The 17,710-nt window shown below is 67.1% G+C and carries 16 protein-coding genes and 1 riboswitch; of the genes, 7 read left to right on the forward strand and 9 right to left on the reverse strand.

The window, feature by feature from the left end:
- Window positions 1–8: 8 nt before the first annotated feature.
- Window positions 9–698 carry an NUDIX domain-containing protein gene (locus tag ACFXNW_RS27865; RefSeq protein ID WP_379420759.1) on the reverse strand — a complete coding sequence of 230 codons (690 nt, stop codon included), beginning with the start codon at window positions 696–698 and terminating at the stop codon, window positions 9–11.
- Window positions 699–959: 261 nt separating this feature from the next.
- Here ACFXNW_RS27865 and ACFXNW_RS27870 point away from each other — a divergent pair, with 261 nt between their 5' ends.
- The 3 genes from ACFXNW_RS27870 to ACFXNW_RS27880 are packed head-to-tail and all read left to right on the forward strand — an operon-like array spanning window position 960 to window position 5,692.
- Complete coding sequence (locus ACFXNW_RS27870) at window positions 960–2,315, forward strand: hypothetical protein (protein WP_379420760.1); 1,356 nt, start codon at window positions 960–962, stop codon at window positions 2,313–2,315.
- The gene (locus ACFXNW_RS27875; protein ID WP_379420761.1) at window positions 2,312–3,277 is read left to right on the forward strand and encodes a glutamate ABC transporter substrate-binding protein; all 966 of its coding nucleotides are present in this window, start codon (window positions 2,312–2,314) and stop codon (window positions 3,275–3,277) included. The genes ACFXNW_RS27870 and ACFXNW_RS27875 overlap by 4 nt, the downstream gene beginning before the upstream one ends.
- Before the next feature lie 3 nt (window positions 3,278–3,280).
- Window positions 3,281–5,692, forward strand: a complete 2,412-nt coding sequence (locus ACFXNW_RS27880; RefSeq protein WP_379420762.1) for a serine/threonine-protein kinase PknG — start codon at window positions 3,281–3,283, stop codon at window positions 5,690–5,692.
- A gap of 68 nt (window positions 5,693–5,760) precedes the next feature.
- Here the strand turns inward: ACFXNW_RS27880 and ACFXNW_RS27885 are convergent, their stop codons facing one another.
- Both ACFXNW_RS27885 and pta read right to left on the reverse strand, forming a co-directional pair.
- Window positions 5,761–6,966: an acetate kinase gene (locus tag ACFXNW_RS27885; RefSeq protein WP_379420763.1), complete on the reverse strand. Its 1,206-nt coding sequence runs from the start codon at window positions 6,964–6,966 to the stop codon at window positions 5,761–5,763.
- Between the two features lie 103 nt (window positions 6,967–7,069).
- Window positions 7,070–9,142, reverse strand: a complete 2,073-nt coding sequence (gene pta, locus ACFXNW_RS27890) for a phosphate acetyltransferase (protein ID WP_379420764.1) — start codon at window positions 9,140–9,142, stop codon at window positions 7,070–7,072.
- 94 nt (window positions 9,143–9,236) lie between these two features.
- Here pta and ACFXNW_RS27895 point away from each other — a divergent pair, with 94 nt between their 5' ends.
- Complete coding sequence (locus tag ACFXNW_RS27895; protein ID WP_379420765.1) at window positions 9,237–9,743, forward strand: nitroreductase family deazaflavin-dependent oxidoreductase; 507 nt, start codon at window positions 9,237–9,239, stop codon at window positions 9,741–9,743.
- 114 nt (window positions 9,744–9,857) lie between these two features.
- Here ACFXNW_RS27895 and fgd read toward each other — a convergent pair whose 3' ends face one another.
- Window positions 9,858–10,868: a glucose-6-phosphate dehydrogenase (coenzyme-F420) gene (gene fgd, locus ACFXNW_RS27900; RefSeq protein ID WP_379420766.1), complete on the reverse strand. Its 1,011-nt coding sequence runs from the start codon at window positions 10,866–10,868 to the stop codon at window positions 9,858–9,860.
- 161 nt (window positions 10,869–11,029) lie between these two features.
- Here fgd and ACFXNW_RS27905 point away from each other — a divergent pair, with 161 nt between their 5' ends.
- Together ACFXNW_RS27905 and ACFXNW_RS27910 are read left to right on the forward strand one after the other, a co-directional pair.
- Window positions 11,030–11,788, forward strand: coding sequence for an HAD-IIA family hydrolase (locus tag ACFXNW_RS27905; RefSeq protein WP_379420846.1), 759 nt, complete (start codon window positions 11,030–11,032; stop codon window positions 11,786–11,788).
- A gap of 68 nt (window positions 11,789–11,856) precedes the next feature.
- Window positions 11,857–12,642 (forward strand): thioesterase family protein, encoded by a 786-nt coding sequence (locus ACFXNW_RS27910; RefSeq protein WP_379420767.1) that lies wholly within the window; start codon window positions 11,857–11,859, stop codon window positions 12,640–12,642.
- A gap of 9 nt (window positions 12,643–12,651) precedes the next feature.
- On the opposite strand, the gene ACFXNW_RS27915 is transcribed toward ACFXNW_RS27910, so the two are convergent.
- The 5 genes from ACFXNW_RS27915 to ACFXNW_RS27935 form a co-directional block, all read right to left on the reverse strand.
- The gene (locus ACFXNW_RS27915) at window positions 12,652–13,113 is read right to left on the reverse strand and encodes a MarR family winged helix-turn-helix transcriptional regulator (protein ID WP_379420768.1); all 462 of its coding nucleotides are present in this window, start codon (window positions 13,111–13,113) and stop codon (window positions 12,652–12,654) included.
- Window positions 13,110–13,742: a DJ-1/PfpI family protein gene (locus tag ACFXNW_RS27920; RefSeq protein WP_379420769.1), complete on the reverse strand. Its 633-nt coding sequence runs from the start codon at window positions 13,740–13,742 to the stop codon at window positions 13,110–13,112. Before ACFXNW_RS27920 ends, ACFXNW_RS27915 begins: the two co-directional genes overlap by 4 nt.
- Before the next feature lie 104 nt (window positions 13,743–13,846).
- Window positions 13,847–15,061: an O-succinylhomoserine sulfhydrylase gene (locus tag ACFXNW_RS27925; protein ID WP_379420847.1), complete on the reverse strand. Its 1,215-nt coding sequence runs from the start codon at window positions 15,059–15,061 to the stop codon at window positions 13,847–13,849.
- A complete protein-coding gene (locus ACFXNW_RS27930; protein WP_379420770.1) occupies window positions 15,058–15,474 on the reverse strand; it encodes a rhodanese-like domain-containing protein in 417 nt (138 codons plus the stop codon). Before ACFXNW_RS27930 ends, ACFXNW_RS27925 begins: the two co-directional genes overlap by 4 nt.
- A 19-nt stretch (window positions 15,475–15,493) precedes the next feature.
- Window positions 15,494–15,608, reverse strand: a riboswitch (SAM riboswitch).
- A gap of 65 nt (window positions 15,609–15,673) precedes the next feature.
- Complete coding sequence (locus tag ACFXNW_RS27935) at window positions 15,674–16,153, reverse strand: hypothetical protein (protein ID WP_379420771.1); 480 nt, start codon at window positions 16,151–16,153, stop codon at window positions 15,674–15,676.
- Window positions 16,154–16,317: 164 nt separating this feature from the next.
- Between ACFXNW_RS27935 and ACFXNW_RS27940 the strand changes: the two genes are divergently transcribed.
- On the forward strand, window positions 16,318–17,706 hold the full coding sequence (locus ACFXNW_RS27940) for an FAD-dependent oxidoreductase (protein WP_379420772.1): 1,389 nt from the start codon (window positions 16,318–16,320) through the stop codon (window positions 17,704–17,706).
- The last annotated feature ends 4 nt before the right edge of the window (window positions 17,707–17,710 follow it).

Here is a 17,710-nt window from a genome sequence, read left to right on the forward strand (position 1 = left end):
CCGAGCGTTCAGGACAAAATCTGGCCTGTGGTCAATGCCAGTGTGGTCGTCGGTGCCAAATCTGTGGCGACATCTTCGTCGGCCAGATCCGCCAGCCCCTCGACGATCGTGGCGAAATCACCCGGCCCGTCCACGACCGCGTGCAACCAGATGAAGCCCTGCTCCGCGAGGTCGACGGTGCGAGGCAGCGCGGCCGCCAACGCGGGGGCCTGGGCGATACCGGCCAAGTCCACCCGCGCGGGGACGGCGCGCAGTTCGGGCCAGGCGAGGGCGAAGCCGGGATGCAGCGGACGAGCGTCCACCTCGTCCTCGGGCACCCACGCCAGTTCGACGCTTTCCCGGTTGGCGCTGGTCGGCAGGGTGTACGCGGCATCGGCGATAACGGTCGTGTAGGTCCAGCCGCTCGGCGCGCACGCCGTCACCCGTTCGGTGCGCACCCGGACATCGGTCGAGGCGATCCCCGCTTCTTCCCAGGCCTCGCGGACCGCGGCGTGCATCGGGGTCTCATGGCTGTCGCGGGCACCGCCCGGCAGCGCCCAGGTGCCGCCCTGATGACTCCACGGGGCGCGATGCTGCAACAACACGGCCGAACCGCCGCCGGCCAGTGGGGCCCGCAGCAGCAGTCCCGCGGCACCGAATTTTCCCCAGTGGCGGACCCCGTCCGGTCCGCGCGACCAGCCGTCGCCGTCACCACGCATTTCGCACCATCCTCGTCACCAGGCCACCCCCATACTGCCCCACTCGCGGCTCCGAGCGGGTCGCGTCGATACGACTACCCGGCGGACGCGGCCGGGATCGGCGACACGCCCCACACACCGGCCGCGGGGCACTAACCTTGGCCGGTTACGGTGGCCGGTCGAGCTCGTTCGGACCGGATGAGTTGTCGGCGCACGGTACGGGGCCAGACAGAATAGGCTCCGAAACAGCGCAAACAGGCGCCCCTGAGCGGGGAGGTGGACATGACGCGGTTGGCAGCGGATCGGGCGGCGGCGGTACTGGAGCCGGCGACCGATGCCGAGCCGCCGAACGGGAGCGGGCGACGGCTCCCGGTACGTCCGCATGTGCGGGCGATGCGTGAGCAGCTCGATCCGGCGAATCTACGGTCTTTCGCCCGGTCCACACCGGGCCGGCTGATCGGCGTCGGCCTACTACTCGCCGTGGTCTGCCTGGCGGCGGGCGCGGTGACGGCGGCGACGGTCAACGATCGACAGAACGGCCTCGACATCCTGCTCGCCGAAACCGAGCCCGACGCCCATTCCGCGCACCGGATCTACACCTCGCTCTCGGTCGCCGACGCCGCGGCCGCGACCGCGTTCATCTCCGGAGGCCTGGAACCTCAGCATATTCGCGACCGCTACAGCCAGGCGGTCGGCGAATCGGCGGCCGAGCTCGCCGCCTTGTCCGGCGAGGGGCCCGACCAGAGGATCCGCACCGAGATAGCCACCGGCCTACCGGTCTACACCGGGCTGATCGAGACCGCGCGGGCCAACAACCGCAGCGGCTACCCCGTCGGCGCCGCCTACCTCAGCGAAGCGTCGAACGAGATGCAGACGAAACTGTTGCCGATGGCGGGTGAGCTACAACAGCACCGGTCCGACGCGGTCGACGTTGCGCAGCGCCGTCACGTGCGGCCGCCGTGGGCAGCGATCGCGTTGCTTGTCCTCGCGTTGGCCGGATTGATCTGGGCCCAAGTGGATTTCGCTCGCCGCTGGCGTCGCACCTTCAATCCTGGCCTGCTGCTCGCCGCCGGTGGCGTTTTACTGCTGCTGGTGTGGACGGTGGTCGCCGGATCCATCTCGGCGACGTCGATGATCCGAGGCCGCGATGACGCCGCGTTGCCGGCAGACCGCCTGACCGAGAGCCGCATCCTGGCCCAGCAGTCCCGTTCCGCCGAGACCCTGAAGCTGGTGCGTCGCGACGCCACGGGTGACTACGACCTCACCTACGACGCCAACCGGACCAGGCTCACCGAACTACTCGCCGATGACGCCCCCGGTGTTGCGGATGCCCGTGCGGCACTTGATCGTTGGCATGCCGCGCACCTGCGGATGAACGAGGCACTCGACCGCGGAGATTTCGTCGCTGCGGCCGCCGTGGCGACCGGGCCCGGCGCCGCTGATTCGGCGGCGCAGGTCGACGCCCTCGACGAGGCATTGGCCTCCGGGATCGCCGACACCCGAAACAACCTGCGCGACGACATCTCTCAGAGCGCGCGAGTATTGGACTTCCTGGCACCCGGCGCGCTGATCCTCGGCATCCTGGCCGCAGCTTGCGTCGCCCTCGGTGTCTGGCCCCGACTACGGGAGTATCGATGAGAATCGTACGCACCGCGCTGGTACTGGCCGCGGTCGCAATGATCGGCAGCTGCGCCACCGAGCCGACCACACGCACCGCCATCGACGGCGTCGATTTCACCGCACCACCGCTGCCCGCGCAGGCGAAAACGATCGAGACCGACGCGAGCCTGTCGCCGAAATCCGAACCGGATTGCGGAGACCCCACCGCGAGCCTTCGCCCCGACAATGCCACCAGCGGACCGGCTCTCGATGCCATCCGCGCCCGCGGACGACTTGTCGTCGGCTTGGATGCGGGCAGCAATCTGTTCAGCTTTCGCGATCCGATCAGCGGGGCGATCGTCGGATTCGATGCCGATATCGCCAGGGAGGTCGCGCGCGATCTGCTCGGCAGCCCGGATCTGATCGAATACCGCAGCCTGTCCTCTGCTGACCGGGAGAAAGCCCTCCAGGACCATTCCGTCGATCTGGTGGTCAAAACCATGACCATCACGTGTGACCGGCGGCAACGGGTTTCGTTCTCCACCGTCTATCTGTTGGCGCATCAGCGCGTGCTCGCTGTGAAGGGGTCCGGTATTCAGAGCCTGGCGGATCTGGCCGGTAAGCGAGTCTGCGTCGTGGCCGGAACGACGTCGGTGGACCATATCCGCCGCTACGAACCCGCGGCCACGATTCTGACCGTGCCCAGCTGGGCGGACTGTCTGGTGGTGCTGCAGCAACGACAGGTCGACGCGGTCAGCACCGATGACGCGATCCTGGCAGGCCTGGCCGCCCAGGACCCCTACACCCACGTGGTCGGCCCCAGCGTCAGCGATGAGCCGTACGGGATCGGCATCTCCAAAGGCAACGACGATCTCGTGCGCTTCGTCAACGGGACTCTGGCCCGAATCCGCGCCGATGGCACCTGGACCCGCATCTACGACCGTTGGTTGTCGGTGCTCGGCGAAACCCCTCGTCCGCCCGAGCCGGTCTACCAGGACTGATCCATGCGCGAAACCGGCGGCAGCTCAGATGAACCCGCGGCATCCAGCGATGTCGCGGGGGCTGATGATGCGCTGAACGCCGCCGGACCCGAACCGCACGGCGATGAGTCCGAGCCCACCCGTCCGGCGCCGCAGCCGGAGGAGCTAGCGGGCACCCGAGCCGCGCAGGGGATGCGGCCGGTGTACGGCACACAGGCGTTCCCCGGCACCCAGGCGACACCCGGCCGGTCCAGCGCTACCGGTCGTGATTCCGCCGCCACCATGCGGACCTCGGGCCGAAGCGTGCGTACAGCGCTGTCGCGGCCTGCGGTACGCAAGCTAGGGGCGGGGCTGGTCGAAATCCCCACGGTAGAGCCCGCGGATCCGCGTGATGCGGTGCTGGCCGATCCGATCGTCGCCGAGGGCAAGCGGTTCTGCTGGCGGTGCAGTTCGCCGGTGGGGCGGTCGACGCCGACGCATCCGGGGACCACGGTCGGCATCTGCGACAACTGCGGTGCACCGTTCGATTTCCGGCCGTCGCTGCATCCCGGCGACATGGTGTCGGGCCAGTACGAGATCCAAGGCTGCCTCGCGCACGGTGGGCTCGGCTGGATCTATCTCGCGATCGACCGCAATGTGAGCGACCGGTGGGTGGTGCTCAAGGGCCTGCTGCATGCGCGCGACGCGGAGGCGCAGGCGGTCGCGGTGGCGGAGCGGCAGTTCCTCGCCGAGGTCGCGCATCCGAGCATCGTCAAGATCCACAACTTCGTCGAGCACACCGGTTCCGACGGCACGCCGGTCGGCTACATCGTCATGGAGTATGTCGGCGGCCGATCCCTGCGCGACATCCTCGACGGCCATCCGCGCCCGGAACGGATGCCGGTCGCCGAAGCGATCGCCTACGTGCTCGAGGTGCTGCCTGCGCTGGACCATCTGCATTCGATCGGGCTCACCTACAACGATCTCAAACCCGACAACATCATGGTGACCGAAGACCAGGTCAAACTCATCGACCTCGGCGCCGTCGCCACCATCGAGGCATATGGAAACCTGTACGGCACCAGAGGTTTCCAGGCACCCGAGATCGCCAAGACCGGACCGACTGTCGCCTCCGACCTCTACACCGTCGGCCGGACCCTTGCCGTGCTCACTGTCGATATGCCGATGGAACGCGGCCGCTATCTCGACGGCATCCCCGACCCCGCCGAGCACCCGGCGCTTGCCCAGCACGAGTTCTTCTTCCGGCTGCTGCTGTGCGCGACCGATCCGGATCCCGCGCGTCGCTTCCCCTCCGCCCGTGCCATGTCCGCCCAGTTGGCCGGGGTGCTGCGGGAGATCCTCGCGATGGAGACCGGTGCCGAACATCCACAACTGTCCACAGTGTTCAGTCCACAGCGCGCCGGGTTCGGTACCGAGGAACTACTCGGGCAGACCGATGCCTACACCGACGGCGTCGCCCGCAGCGCCAAGTTGGCGGCCCGCGAGGTGGCGCCGGCTTTGCCGGTGCCGATCGTCGATCCGGCCGATCCGTCCGCTCCGCTGCTGACAGCCGCCGTGCATCCGGATCCGGACCACGCACTGGAGGCCTTGGACGACGCGCGGGAACGCGCTGCCGCCGATCCGGACAACGCACCACCGAATCTCGACGTGGAATTGCGGCTGGCCGAGTCGCGCATACATCTGGACCGCGGCGAGCCTGCGGCCGCGACCCACGTGCTCGACGGCATACCGGCCGCGGCGCGGGACTGGCGCGTCGACTGGTACACCGGCCTCGCCGACCTGGTCGAACTCGATTTCGAGAAGGCGTTCGCCCGTTTCGATTCCGTGCTGAATGTGCTCCCCGGTGAGATCGCACCCAAGCTCGCGCTCGCGGCGACCGCGGAACTCGTGCTGCAACAGTGGGATTCCGCCGACCCCGAGCAGTGGCGCGCGTATGCGGAGAAGTTCTACGCCACCGTCTGGCGCACCGACCACGGGGTGGTGAGCGCGGCCTTCGGTCTGTCCAGACAGCTCATCACCGCAGGCCGGGTCGACGATGCGGTATATGCGCTCGACGAGGTCCCGCCCACCTCCCGCTACTTCACCACGGCCCGGATGACCGCCGTTCTCCTGCTGCTCACCTCGGCCCCGCCCACCGAACTCGACGAGACCACCCTCCATTTCGCAGCGGCACGGGTACAGGCCCTACCCGCCGCCGAACACCGCGCGGTGCAATTGCGGTTGATGGTGCTCGGCGCTGCCCTGGCCTGGTTGCAGGCGGGACACACCCCCAAACGACCGGACGCCACCCTGTTCGGCGAGCCGTTCACCGAACGCGATCTGCGCGACGGCACCGAAGCAGGGCTGCGCACGTTGGCAAGAATTTCTCCCAATCGCGCGCACCGCTATGCGCTGGTCGACCTCGCCAATGCGATCAGGGCGAAGACCTGGTTCTGAGCGAACAGAGCCGGCCGCGCATGGACACGCAACTCATGCCACGGACAAAGGCAACGCCCGCGTCCGCGTCAACTGCGTAGCTCGGCGACCACCGCCTGCGCCGCCCGCGCGATGGCGAGTTCCTCATTGGTCGGAACCACGAGCACCGCGACTTCAGCATCCGGCGGCGAAATGATCCGCGCAGAACGGTCTTTCGCGCGGTTTCGCTCCGAATCGACGGCAATCCCGAACTTCTCCAGCCCGGCCAACGCATCGGCGCGCACGTCTGGGCTGTTCTCCCCCACACCCGCGGTGAAGGTGATCGCGTCAACCCCGCCCAGTTCGATCAGATACGCGCCCAGATAACGCCGCAGGCGATGGATGTAGACGTCGTAGGCCAGCTGTGCGGCGCGATCACCACTGTCGATGAGCCGCCGCAGTTCGCGGAAGTCGTTGACGCCGGACAGGCCTTTGAGACCCGAATTGCGGTTGAGCAGCTGGTCGATCCGGTCGATGTCCATATTCGCCGAGCGCATCAGATGCGGGATGATGCCGGGATCGAGGTCACCGGTGCGGGTGCCCATGACCAGGCCTTCCAGCGGCGTCAGCCCCATCGTGGTGTCCACCGGCTTGCCGTCGCGAATGGCCGAGGCCGAGGCGCCGTTGCCGAGATGGAACACGATCTGCGACACCTCGTCCGGCGCGCGGCCGAGCAGCTTCGCCGCCTGACCGGACACGTATTCGTGCGAGGTCCCGTGGAAGCCGTACCGCCGAATACCGTGAGCTGCTGCCACTTTCGCATCGATCGCGTACGTCTTCGCGGCGTCGGGCAGGTCGTGGAAGAACGCGGTGTCGAATACGGCGACCTGCGGAATGCCGGGCAGCAACGCCCGGACCGCTTCGATACCCATGACATTGGCCGGATTGTGCAGCGGAGCCAGCGCCGACAGCTCGGAGATCGTGGCGATGGCGTGATCGTCGAGCAGGGTCGGGCGGTAGAACACCTCCCCGCCGTGCACCACCCGATGCCCGACCGCTGTCATCGCCTCGGTGGTCAGATCATGGCCGGAGTCGGCGAACATCCGGAAGGCCAGTCGCAAACCGGCGGTGTGGTCGGCGATCGGGCCGTGATGCTCGACAGTGCGCCCGTCCACGGTGTGCTCGATGCGACCATCGTCCTCACCGATCCGCTCGACGAGGCCGGAGGCGGTGATGACACCGGAATCCGGTTCCAGCAGCTGATATTTGATCGATGACGAGCCGGAGTTGATGACCAGCACACGCTCGTTCCCCATCACGCCTCCTCCAACGCCGACGCGAATACCGAGTCGGCACATCCGCAGTATCCCGGCATCGAACCTGCTTGTTCCACCCTTGTGATCAGCACGACAGCCAGGTTCATTCGCCCTGCGCCTGGATCGCGGTGATGGCCACGGTGTTGACGATATCGGCGACCAGCGCGCCCCTGGACAGGTCGTTGACGGGCTTGCGCAGACCCTGCAGCACCGGACCGATCGCGATCGCACCGGCACTGCGCTGCACCGCCTTGTAGGTGTTGTTGCCGGTGTTGAGGTCGGGGAAGATGAACACCGTTGCCCGGCCCGCCACTTCGGAGTCGGGCAGTTTGGCGTCGGCCACGGTCGGCTCGATCGCCGCGTCGTACTGGATCGGGCCCTCCACCAGCAGTTCGGGCGCACGTTCGCGGACCAGTTTGGTGGCGACCCGCACCTTGTCCACATCCGCGCCGCTGCCGGATTCCCCGGTCGAATACGACAGCATCGCCACCCGCGGATCGATACCGAAACGTGCGGCTGTCGCCGCCGAGGACGTCGCGATATCGGCGAGCTGCTCCGAACTCGGGTCCGGCACCACCGCGCAGTCGCCGTAGGCGAGGACCCGATCGGCCAGGCACATCAGGAACACACTCGACACCGTCGACACACCAGGCACCGTCTTGATGATCTCGAAGGAGGGCCGGATGGTGTGCGCTGTGGTGTGCGCCGCACCCGACACCATGCCGTCGGCGATGCCCCTGTGTACCATCATGGTGCCGAAATAGGAAATGTCGGAGACGGTTTCGCGGGCGCGTTCCAGCGTCATCCCCTTGTGCTTGCGCAACTCGGTGTACTCGCGGGCGAAGTCCTCCAGGTGGTCGGAGGTGCGCGGATCGAGCACCTGGGCGTCAGCGATATCGACGCCGAGCTCGGCGGCGCGAGCGCGGATGGCGGCCTCGTCACCGAGGATGATCAGATCCGCGATCTTGCGTTGCAGCACCCGGCCGGCGGCGCGCAGGATGCGGTCGTCGTCACCTTCGGGCAGCACAATGCGTTTACGATCGGCCCTGGCCCGTTCGATCAGCTGATATTCGAACATCTGCGGGGTCACCACGGTGGAGCGCGGAACCTCCAGTCTGCGCAAGAACTCGCCGGCATCGACGTGCTGTTCCATCAGTGCCAGCGCGGTGTCGACCTTGCGCGGATTGCCCGCCGACATCCGGCCGCGCGTGCGGTAGGCGGCGCCCGCGGTGTCGTAGGTGCCCAGCGAGGTGGTGAGAATCGGCAGCTTCGGCTTCAGGCCGGTCATCAGCCGGGCGATGGCCGGATGCGGTAGCAGCCCACCGTTCATGATGATGCCCGACAGCGACGGAAACCCTTCCGCCTCATGTGCATTCACAACGCTGAGCAACACGTCGGAGCGGTCTCCCGGCGCGATGACCACCTCGCCGTCTTCCAGCCGCTCCAGAATGTGCTCGGCCGTCATGCCGCCGACCATGATCTTCATGGCCTCGCGGTTGAGCAGCTCCGGATCGCCGCTGTACATCTCGCCATCGATGGCGGCACACAACTCGGCCATGGTCGGCGCGATCAGTAGCGGCACCTCCGGCAGCGTCCACGACGGGACGTCGAAACCCGACAGCGCGGCACACACCTCGTCGAGCTGATCCGGGGCGCAGCGGTTGGCGATGATGGCGACCAACTGGGCATGCTCGGCGGACAGCTCCGACGAACACAGTTCCGCCAACTGCTTCACTTCGTCGGGGCGGCGGTCGGAACCGCGAACGACCAGCAGCACCGGCGCGCCGAGGTTCACCGCGATCCTGGCGTTGTAGCGCAGCTCGCTGGGGCTGGCCACATCGGTGTAGTCGCTACCGATCACCACGACCGCGTCGCACACCTTGGCGACCTCGTGGAACCGCATCACGATCTCGCTGATCGCGGCATCCGGATCTGCGTGCACCTGTTCGTAGGTGACACCGATGGCCTGCGCGTAATCGATATCGGCCGTGCTGTGCTCGAGCAACAGCTCCAGGATGTAGTCGGGTTCGTCGGTCGACCGGGTGATCGGCCGGAACACCCCGACCCGCGCGGTGGTCGCGCACAACATCTGCAATACACCGAGCGCCACCGTGCTCTTGCCGGTGTCGCCTTCCGGTGAGGCGATGTAGACGGTGGACGGAGCTGAGTCGGCCATAGTCGCGAGCTTAGTGAACCAACGGCAATCAGACCGGGTGACGGTAAGCGTCGGATTGTGCCGTGTACAACACCCGCCGGATATAGTCCCCGGAATGGCCGAGCCGTTTCCGAATACGCAATGGGGTTCCCGCGACAACCTGCTCTCGCGCCTCGCGCATCCGATTGCCGCGAGCAAGCCCGGTTCGTGGTTGATCCGCACCCTCACCCCCGCCGACCGAGCCGTGCTGCGCCGCACCAACGGCAAGCGCACCCTGCTCGGACCGATCGGAGCGCCGGTCATCCTGCTCACCACCACCGGACGCAAATCAGGTCAGCCGCGCACCCAGCCGCTGCTGTACGTCCACGACGGCGACACGCTGTACGTGGTGGGCAGCAACTTCGGGCAGGCGCACCATCCGGCATGGACGGGGAACCTGCTGGCAAATCCGGAGGCAACTGTCGTCATCGCGGGCGAGACCATCCCCGTCACCGCGACGCCGGTCCCAGATGACGCCAAAGACGCCATCTACCAGCGGTTCATCGAGGTCACCCCCGCGTACGGCGCCTACCGCGAGCGCACTACCCGCGATCTACGCATCTTCGCGTTGACCCGGGCCTGAACAGCGCAGAACCGGCTCGGACCGCCGCACAGGCGGACCGAACCGGTTCGGGAAAGCCAACCGGTACCGAGCAGGCACGCTCTCGACCACGGCGCGTCGGGGACCGCCCCGCGCTCAGCCCAATGCGCGCAACCGCGGTGCCAGATCGCGCTGGAACAGATCCAGGAAACGGCGCTGGTCGTGGCCCGGAGCGTGGAAAACCAGGTGGTTGAGCCCGGCGTCCAGGTACGGCTTGATCTGGGCGACAGCGGCATCGGGGTCGCTGGCGACGATCCAGCGCTTGGCGATCTGTTCGATCGGCAGCGCGTCGGCTGCCGCCTCCATCTCGATCGGGTCGGTGATGGAGTGCTTCTGCTCGGCGGTCAGCGACAGCGGCGCCCAGAAACGGGTGTTCTCCAGCGCCAGTTCCGGATCGGTGTCGTAGGAGATCTTGATCTCGATCATCCGGTCGATATCGGCGACCTCGCGACCCACCTTGGCAGCGCCCTCGGCGACCGCAGGCATCAGCTTCTCGGTGTAGAGGTCCATGCCCTTGCCGGAGGTGCAGATGAAACCGTCACCGGCACGGCCCGCGTACCTGGCCACCAGCGGACCACCGGCCGCGATGTAGACGGGGATGCCGTCCTTGGGCACGTCGTAGATCGACGCGCCGACGGTGCGGTAGTACTGCCCGTCGAAATCGGTCCGCTCACCGGTCCACAGCGCCCGCATGAGCTCGACCGACTCGCGCAGCCGCGCGAAACGCTCCTTGAATTCCGGCCATTCGCCGGTGTAGCCGGTCGCGATCTCGTTGAGCGCCTCGCCGGTGCCGACACCGAGCATCACCCGGTCCGGATACAGACAGCCCATGGTGGCGAACGCCTGCGCGATCACCGCGGGGTTGTAGCGGTAGGTCGGCGTGAGCACGGAGGTTCCGAGCAGGATGCGCTCGGTCCGCTCACCGGCCGCGGCCATCCACGCCAGTGAGAACGGCGCGTGCCCGCCCTTGTGCCGCCACGGCTGGAAATGGTCGCTGACCGTCGCGCTGTCGAGGCCGTGTTCCTCGGCCAGCACCGCAAGCTCGACCAGCTCCCGAGGCCCGAACTGTTCCGCCGACGCCTTGTACCCGAGTTTGAGATCCGCCACCTGCGCCACTCCTGTCGCTTCGTGCGGGGTCACCGCACATTCGTCACTTCGACCATAACCATCAGCGTGGCGTGTCGCCCAGAGCGCCCCATGTGGCGGCGATAGCGGACAATTGGCCGGTGACCTCCCCAGACGATCGGATCCTTTCCTACCTCACCGATATGGACGGCGTGCTCGTGCACGAGGACCACCTGGTTCCCGGCGCCGACGAGTTCCTCGCCGAACTGCGGGACAAGGAGATCCCGTTCCTGGTCCTCACCAACAACTCCATCCGCACCCCGCGCGATCTGCAGGCCCGCCTGCGCCACAGCGGTCTCGACATCCCCGAGTCGGCGATCTGGACCTCCGCGCTGGCCACGGCAACCTTCCTCAACGATCAACGTCCGCAGGGCACCGCCTATGTGGTCGGCGAATCCGGTCTGACCACCGCGCTGCACGAGATCGGCTACGTGCTCACCGACAGCGACCCGGACTACGTGGTTCTGGGTGAGACCCGCACCTATTCGTTCGAGGCGATCACCACCGCGATCCGCTTGGTCGAACGTGGTGCCAGGTTCATCGCCACCAACCCCGACGCCACCGGCCCGTCCCGCGACGGCGTGCTGCCCGCGACTGGTTCGGTCGCCGCCCTGATCACCCGCGCGACCGGCCGCGAACCGTACTACGTGGGCAAACCCAACCCGCTGATGATGCGGTCGGCCTTGCGGCGGATCGGCGCGCATTCCCGGACCAGCGTCATGATCGGCGACCGGATGGACACCGACGTCATCTCGGGCATGGAAGCCGGTATGCGGACAGTGCTGGTCACAACGGGCATCTCCACCCGCGCGTCCGTCGAGCAGTTCCCTTATCGGCCTACCCTCGTCGTGGATTCGGTCGCCGACCTGATCGGCCGCACGGCAACGCCGTTCGCGGACTGAGCCGGCAGTAAAATAGAACGTGTTACGTTTCGCGTATCCGGAAAAACGCGCGAAGGGTGCCGACGGCGATGGTCAGTTTCTTCACCACAGACGGGGATCTGCTCGTACCGGAGAAGCATGCGGTGAGCCGATGGGCGCCGACGCAGCTGGGCGGCACCGGTGTCTGCGGCCTGCTGGCCCGGCAATTGGAGACGCATTGCCCGGCCGGGTTCGTCCCGGCACGGATGACGGCCGACCTCTTTCGCCCCGTCCTGAACGCGCCGATCGAGGTGCGCAGCGAAATCGTCCGTGAGGGCAAGCGGATCACCGTCGCCGACGCCACCATCGTGCAGGAAGGCGAGGTCCGCACCCGCGCGACCGCGGTGTTCCTGACCACCGGCTCCGAACCGCCGGGCCAGGTGTGGAGCGCGCCCTCCGATCTGCCGGTACCGGAGCAAATCCTCTCCCCGGACGGCGCACCCGGATTATTCAAGAGCGGCGACCGCGACTGGTCCCATGACGTCGCCGCGAACCAGAACGCCGACCGCAAGATCTCCTGGCACAGCCTGCCGCCGCTCGTCGCAGGCGAACCCATCTCCCCCTTCCAGCGCGCCGCATTCCTCGGCGACACCACCAACCATGTGTGCCACTGGGGTTCCGACGGCGCGGGCTACATCAACACCGATATGACCCTCACCCTCTCGCGCCTGCCGATCGGCCACGAAATCGGCCTGCGCGCCGACAACACCATCGCCGCCGCAGGCATCTCCATCGGTACCGCCACCCTCTACGACCGCACCGGACCAGTCGGCACCTGCGTAGTCACCGCGCTCTCCAACGCCCACCGGCAGATAGATTTCACGGCACGCCGCTGACCTCGGCGACTACGCCGCCGTGACCCGGTCGAGCGCTTCGGTCAGGCGGGTCAGCGCGGCAACTGTCGGCGCGAAGTCGTCACCGAGCTCGTCGGCCAGGCGCTGCGCCATCACCGCATGCTGGGGGTTGATACGAGCAACGGCTTCACGGCCGGATTCGGTGACCGCGACGAGTTTGGCGCGACGATGGGCGGGGTTGGGGCGATATTCGGCCAGCCCCTTGCCGACCAGCAGATCCGCGATCCGCTGCACGCTCTGGCGGGTGATGCCCATCTCGCGGGCGATGCCTGCCACCGGCAGCGGTTCACGCAGAACAGCGCCGAGCACCTGCCACCAGGCGGCGGTCAGCCCCGCCGGAGCGGCCAATTCCTCGGCAATGGAAAGGAATTGGCCGTTCAGTCGGAACACGGTGATCGCGGCGGTGCTGAAAAGACTCTGATCGGCGCGCGATGCGGTGGGCTCGACGGTCACGAAGCTGCCGCCTTGGCCTCCTGCTCGACCAGCACCGGGAATGCCGACGCGTCGCTCTTGGCGAACAGTCGGTACCAGGCGTCGAGGATGTGCGGTTCGTACAGGTCGAGCTTGGCGAAGATCTCTCGGGCGAACTCCCACGGCGCGGTCGGGCCCGCGGTGATCAGATCACCGCCGGTCACCGCGGCCTCCTCGACATAGCTGTCCCCACCGGCGTATCCGCTGTAGGCGAGGTATTCGGCCGCCCCGCTGGTGTGCTTGCGGTCGTCGAGCAGCCCTTCCCGAGCCAAGCCTGCGGTCGCGCCACAGATGGCCGCTACAGGAACGCCCGCATCGAGGAATCGTCGTGCGGCGGCAGCGAACTCGCCGAGTCCACCCTCGTCCCAAAGCGCCGAGCCGGGCAGGATCAGCAGCGCACTGTCGGCCGGGTCGAGATCGGCCAGTGCCATCTCCGGCACGACGCGCATCCCACCCATGGTGGTGACCGCTTCGGCCGACGGGCCGACCGTGCGGACCTGGAAACTACCGGGCTCACGCTGGAGATTCACATTGTGGTTGATGTGCGCGATCGCCGCGCCGACCTCCCAATCGGCCAGCAGATCGTAGGCGGCTACGTGAACTGTTTTCATGGTCATGACAGTATGCTGTCATATTTGACAGCATACTGTCAATACTGGAAGCCGAAAAAGGCCGGTGCCATCACCGGGCACCGGCCTTTCCGCAGCATATGAACTCAGCTCAGCGCATGCTCCAGATCGCCGAGCAGATCCTCCACATCCTCGAGCCCCACCGAAATACGCACGACACCGTCGGTCAGGCCGATGGTGGCGCGCCCCTCCGGACCCATCGCGCGATGGGTGGTGGTAGCCGGATGAGTGATCAGGGTCTTGGCGTCGCCGAGATTGTTGGACAGGTCGACGATGCGCAGCCGGTTCAGCACCTCGAAGGCACGCTTCTTCGCCTCGTGCTCGGGCGCCTTCAGCTCGAAGGTGACCACGGTGCCGCCGCCGCTCATCTGACTCGCCGCCAGGTCGTATTGCGGATGCGAATCCAGGAACGGGTACTTCACCCAGCTCACCGAATCATTGCCCTCCAGGAAACGTGCGATCCGCAGGGCCGATTCGGTCGAATGGCGCACCCGCAACGGCATGGTCTCCAGGCCCTTGAGCAACGTCCACGCGTTGAACGGACTCAGCGCCGGACCGGTGTGGCGCATCAGGTTCTTGACCGGACCGCCGATGTAGTCCTCGGCGCCGAGGATCGCACCGCCGAGTACCCGGCCTTGTCCGTCGATGTGCTTGGTACCGGAGTACACCACCACATCGGCACCGAGTTCGAAGCCGCGCTGCAACAGCGGCGTCGCGAAGACGTTGTCCAGCACCACCTTCGCGCCCGCGGCATGCGCCATCTCGCTCACCCGGCGCACGTCCACCAGAGTCTGCATCGGGTTGGCGGGCGTCTCGAAGAACACGGCCGTGGTCGGCACCGACAGCGCCTGCTCCCACTGGTCGAGGTCTTCACCGTCGACAAAGACCGTCTCCACACCCCAGCGCGGCAGGATCTCGTTGCACACCACGAAACAGGAGCCGAACAGGCTGCGCGCGGCGACCAGCCGGTCACCCGCGCCGAGCAGCGCACCCAGCGCGGTGAACACCGCGGCCATACCACTCGCGGTGGCGAAACACGCTTCCGCGCCGTCGAGCAGCCGCATCCGCTCCTCGAACATGGCGACCGTGGGGTTGCCGTAGCGGGAGTAGACGAAATGCTCGACCTCGCCAGTGAACGCGGCCTCGGCCGCTTCAGCGCTCTCGTACACGAAACCCGACGTCAGATACAGCGCTTCGGAGGTCTCCTCGAATCCCGAACGCCGCACTCCGCCGCGCACACCGAGTGTGGCGGGCCCGACGCCCTCCGGCAGCGGCCGGTTGAACGCGCCGCCGGTGATCACGACTGCCGCCAGGGCAGGCCGTCGGCGCGCCAACCGGCGACACCTCGGTGACCGAACTCGTCGAGCGGGCCTTCGAAGCCCTCGCTGACGTTGTATGCGGGCTCGATACCCGTGCTGGTCGCGACAGTCGCGGCATGGGCCGAACGCTGGCCGGAGCGGCACAGGAACACCACGGGGGCATCCGGATCGCGACCATCGAGGACGGTGCTCAGTTGCTGGGCGAACTCGGTATTACGCGCACCGGTGCCGTCGACCCATTCGATCAGCACGGTCTGCCGATCAATGGCGCTGGTATCCGGGATGCCGACGAATCTCCATTCGGCCTCGGTCCGCACGTCCACCAGGACCGCCCGTGGATCGTCGCGCAATATCTCCCACGCCTGTTTCGGGGTGATGTCGCCGGCATAAGTCATGTGTGGCACCTTCCTCGAGAATCCGCACTTGCCGCATCTGGCTTCGATGCGTGCCAGGTCGTCACCCGGAGCACCCCACCGCGGAGGAGGGTTGCCGGCCAGCGAGCCGGGGCTTGGCGCTGGCACTCATGACCTGAAACGAGATTGCCTGGCCAGGGGTTGTCGTGTCAAACCCCCGATCAGGGGCCTGCGCAGGGGCTCAGTGACAGACCAGCCACTCGTTATCGACGCGCCGCAGCTGCCAGGTTCCGGTCGCCTCGTCTCCGTCGACCTTGCTGGTGACCGTCGCCGTCGCGCTGTCGCCCTCGACCTTCATATCTTCGAGTTTCGTGATTTCTATGGCTTTTCCGGTCTCGCCCTCGTCCAGCCTGCCCGCCATCGGTGAGCGCTTCGGGTCGAAGTCCGGGCAGGCCGCTTCCTTCGGCGGCACCAAGCCGTAGCGCGAACTCGCATCGCCGAAATCACGCACCGCGGCGGCGACCCGGTCGGCCTCTGTGACATTTTTCTCAACCGGCGACACCAGCTCGGAGATCACGATGACGGCGAGCACGATCGCCGCGATCGCCGCCGCGACGATGAACGGCACCATCGAGCGGGTCGAATCGTCGGATTCCTGCCCGTCGGCCGGCGTTTCCCCGCCCTTGTCCGCACTCGAATCGGCCGGCTGCTGATCGCTCATGAATGACGATGATCCCTGGTCCCCGAAGTAGGCCGGACATGCCCCCGATAGAATCGGCGGGATCGCGGCCGGTGCCGTACAGGTGAAATCCAGCCGTGCATCAACTTAGCCTAAGCTAAACAGGACGCCATTTACTGTCTCAACCATAAAGGTGCGCGTAAACGATGACCGAACAGACCGCAGCTGCACGCCCGCTCCGCATCGCAATCGTGGGTGCCGGACCGGCCGGTATCTACGCCGCCGATGCGTTGATGAAGTCGGATGCGGACGTGTCCATCGACCTCTACGAGCGGATGCCCGCGCCGTTCGGCCTGATCCGCTACGGCGTCGCGCCGGACCACCCGCGCATCAAGGGCATCATCACCGCGCTGCACAAGGTGCTGGACAAGCCGCAGGTGCGCCTGCTCGGCAATATCGACTACGGCTCCGACATCACCCTCGATGACCTGAAGGTCTTCTACGACGCGGTGATCTTCTCCACCGGCGCCAACGCCGACCGCGCGCTGCCGATCCCCGGCATCGACCTGGACGGCTCCTACGGCGCCGCCGACTTCGTCTCCTGGTACGACGGGCACCCGGATGTGCCGCGCACCTGGCCGCTGGAGGCCGAGAAGGTCGCGGTGCTCGGCGTCGGCAACGTCGCGCTGGATATCGCGCGCGTGCTGGCCAAGACCGGCGATGAACTGCTGCCGACCGAGATCCCGCCGAACGTCTACAAGGGCCTGAAGGAGAACAAGGCCGTCGAGGTGCACGTCTTCGGACGTCGCGGCCCGGCGCAGGCCAAGTTCACCCCGCTGGAACTGCGCGAGCTGGATCATTCGCCGACCATCGAGGTCATCGTCGACCCCGAGGACATCGACTACGACGAGGGCTCCGAGGCCACCCGCCGCCACTCCAAGCAGGTCGACATGGTCGCCAACACCCTCGAGCAGTGGGCCATCCGCGATCAGGGCGACCGCCCGCACAAGCTGTACCTGCACTTCTTCGAGTCGCCCGCCGAGGTGCTCGGTGAGGACGGCAAGGTCGTCGGCCTCAAGACCGAGCGCACCCAGCTCGACGGCACCGGCAACGTCAAGGGCACCGGCGAATACAAGACCTGGGACGTGCAGGCCGTCTACCGCGCGGTCGGCTACCTGTCGCAGAACATCACCAACCTGCCGTTCGACGATCAGGCGGGCGTTGTCCCCAACGAGGCCGGTCGCGTCCTTGCCGACGAGAACGCCGACGACGCGAGCCGCTACATGCCGGGCACCTACGTCACCGGCTGGATCAAGCGCGGCCCGGTCGGCCTGATCGGCCACACCAAGGGCGACGCCAACGAGACGGTGGCCTGCCTGCTCGACGACAGCAAGAACTTCGTCCCCGCCGAGCGGCCCGAGCTCGAAGCGGTGCTCGAGTTCCTCGAGAGCAAGGGCATCCCGTTCACCACCTGGGACGGCTGGTACCGCCTCGACGCCCATGAGCGCGCGCTCGGTGAGCCGGAAGGCCGTGAGCGGGTCAAGGTCGTCGAGCGTGAGGACATGCTGCGCGCCAGCGAGCCGCACAAGGTCTGAGCGC

This window comes from Nocardia sp. NPDC059180 (assembly GCF_042754945.1).
GTDB lineage: Bacteria > Actinomycetota > Actinomycetes > Mycobacteriales > Mycobacteriaceae > Nocardia.

What these genes read in the sequence shown, in the direction of transcription:
- ACFXNW_RS27930 (WP_379420770.1), bottom strand. Translation starts at nt 15,474, where the DNA reads ATGACTTATGCCGGCGACATCACCCCGAAACAGGCGTGGGAGATATTG.
- ACFXNW_RS27910 (WP_379420767.1), top strand. Translation starts at nt 11,857, where the DNA reads ATGGTCAGTTTCTTCACCACAGACGGGGATCTGCTCGTACCGGAGAAG.
- ACFXNW_RS27885 (WP_379420763.1), bottom strand. Translation starts at nt 6,966, where the DNA reads ATGGGGAACGAGCGTGTGCTGGTCATCAACTCCGGCTCGTCATCGATC.
- ACFXNW_RS27880 (WP_379420762.1), top strand. Translation starts at nt 3,281, where the DNA reads ATGCGCGAAACCGGCGGCAGCTCAGATGAACCCGCGGCATCCAGCGAT.
- ACFXNW_RS27935 (WP_379420771.1), bottom strand. Translation starts at nt 16,153, where the DNA reads ATGAGCGATCAGCAGCCGGCCGATTCGAGTGCGGACAAGGGCGGGGAA.
- ACFXNW_RS27905 (WP_379420846.1), top strand. Translation starts at nt 11,030, where the DNA reads ATGGACGGCGTGCTCGTGCACGAGGACCACCTGGTTCCCGGCGCCGAC.
- ACFXNW_RS27870 (WP_379420760.1), top strand. Translation starts at nt 960, where the DNA reads ATGACGCGGTTGGCAGCGGATCGGGCGGCGGCGGTACTGGAGCCGGCG.
- ACFXNW_RS27875 (WP_379420761.1), top strand. Translation starts at nt 2,312, where the DNA reads ATGAGAATCGTACGCACCGCGCTGGTACTGGCCGCGGTCGCAATGATC.
- ACFXNW_RS27920 (WP_379420769.1), bottom strand. Translation starts at nt 13,742, where the DNA reads ATGAAAACAGTTCACGTAGCCGCCTACGATCTGCTGGCCGATTGGGAG.
- ACFXNW_RS27940 (WP_379420772.1), top strand. Translation starts at nt 16,318, where the DNA reads ATGACCGAACAGACCGCAGCTGCACGCCCGCTCCGCATCGCAATCGTG.
- pta (WP_379420764.1), bottom strand. Translation starts at nt 9,142, where the DNA reads ATGGCCGACTCAGCTCCGTCCACCGTCTACATCGCCTCACCGGAAGGC.
- ACFXNW_RS27865 (WP_379420759.1), bottom strand. Translation starts at nt 698, where the DNA reads ATGCGTGGTGACGGCGACGGCTGGTCGCGCGGACCGGACGGGGTCCGC.
- ACFXNW_RS27895 (WP_379420765.1), top strand. Translation starts at nt 9,237, where the DNA reads ATGGCCGAGCCGTTTCCGAATACGCAATGGGGTTCCCGCGACAACCTG.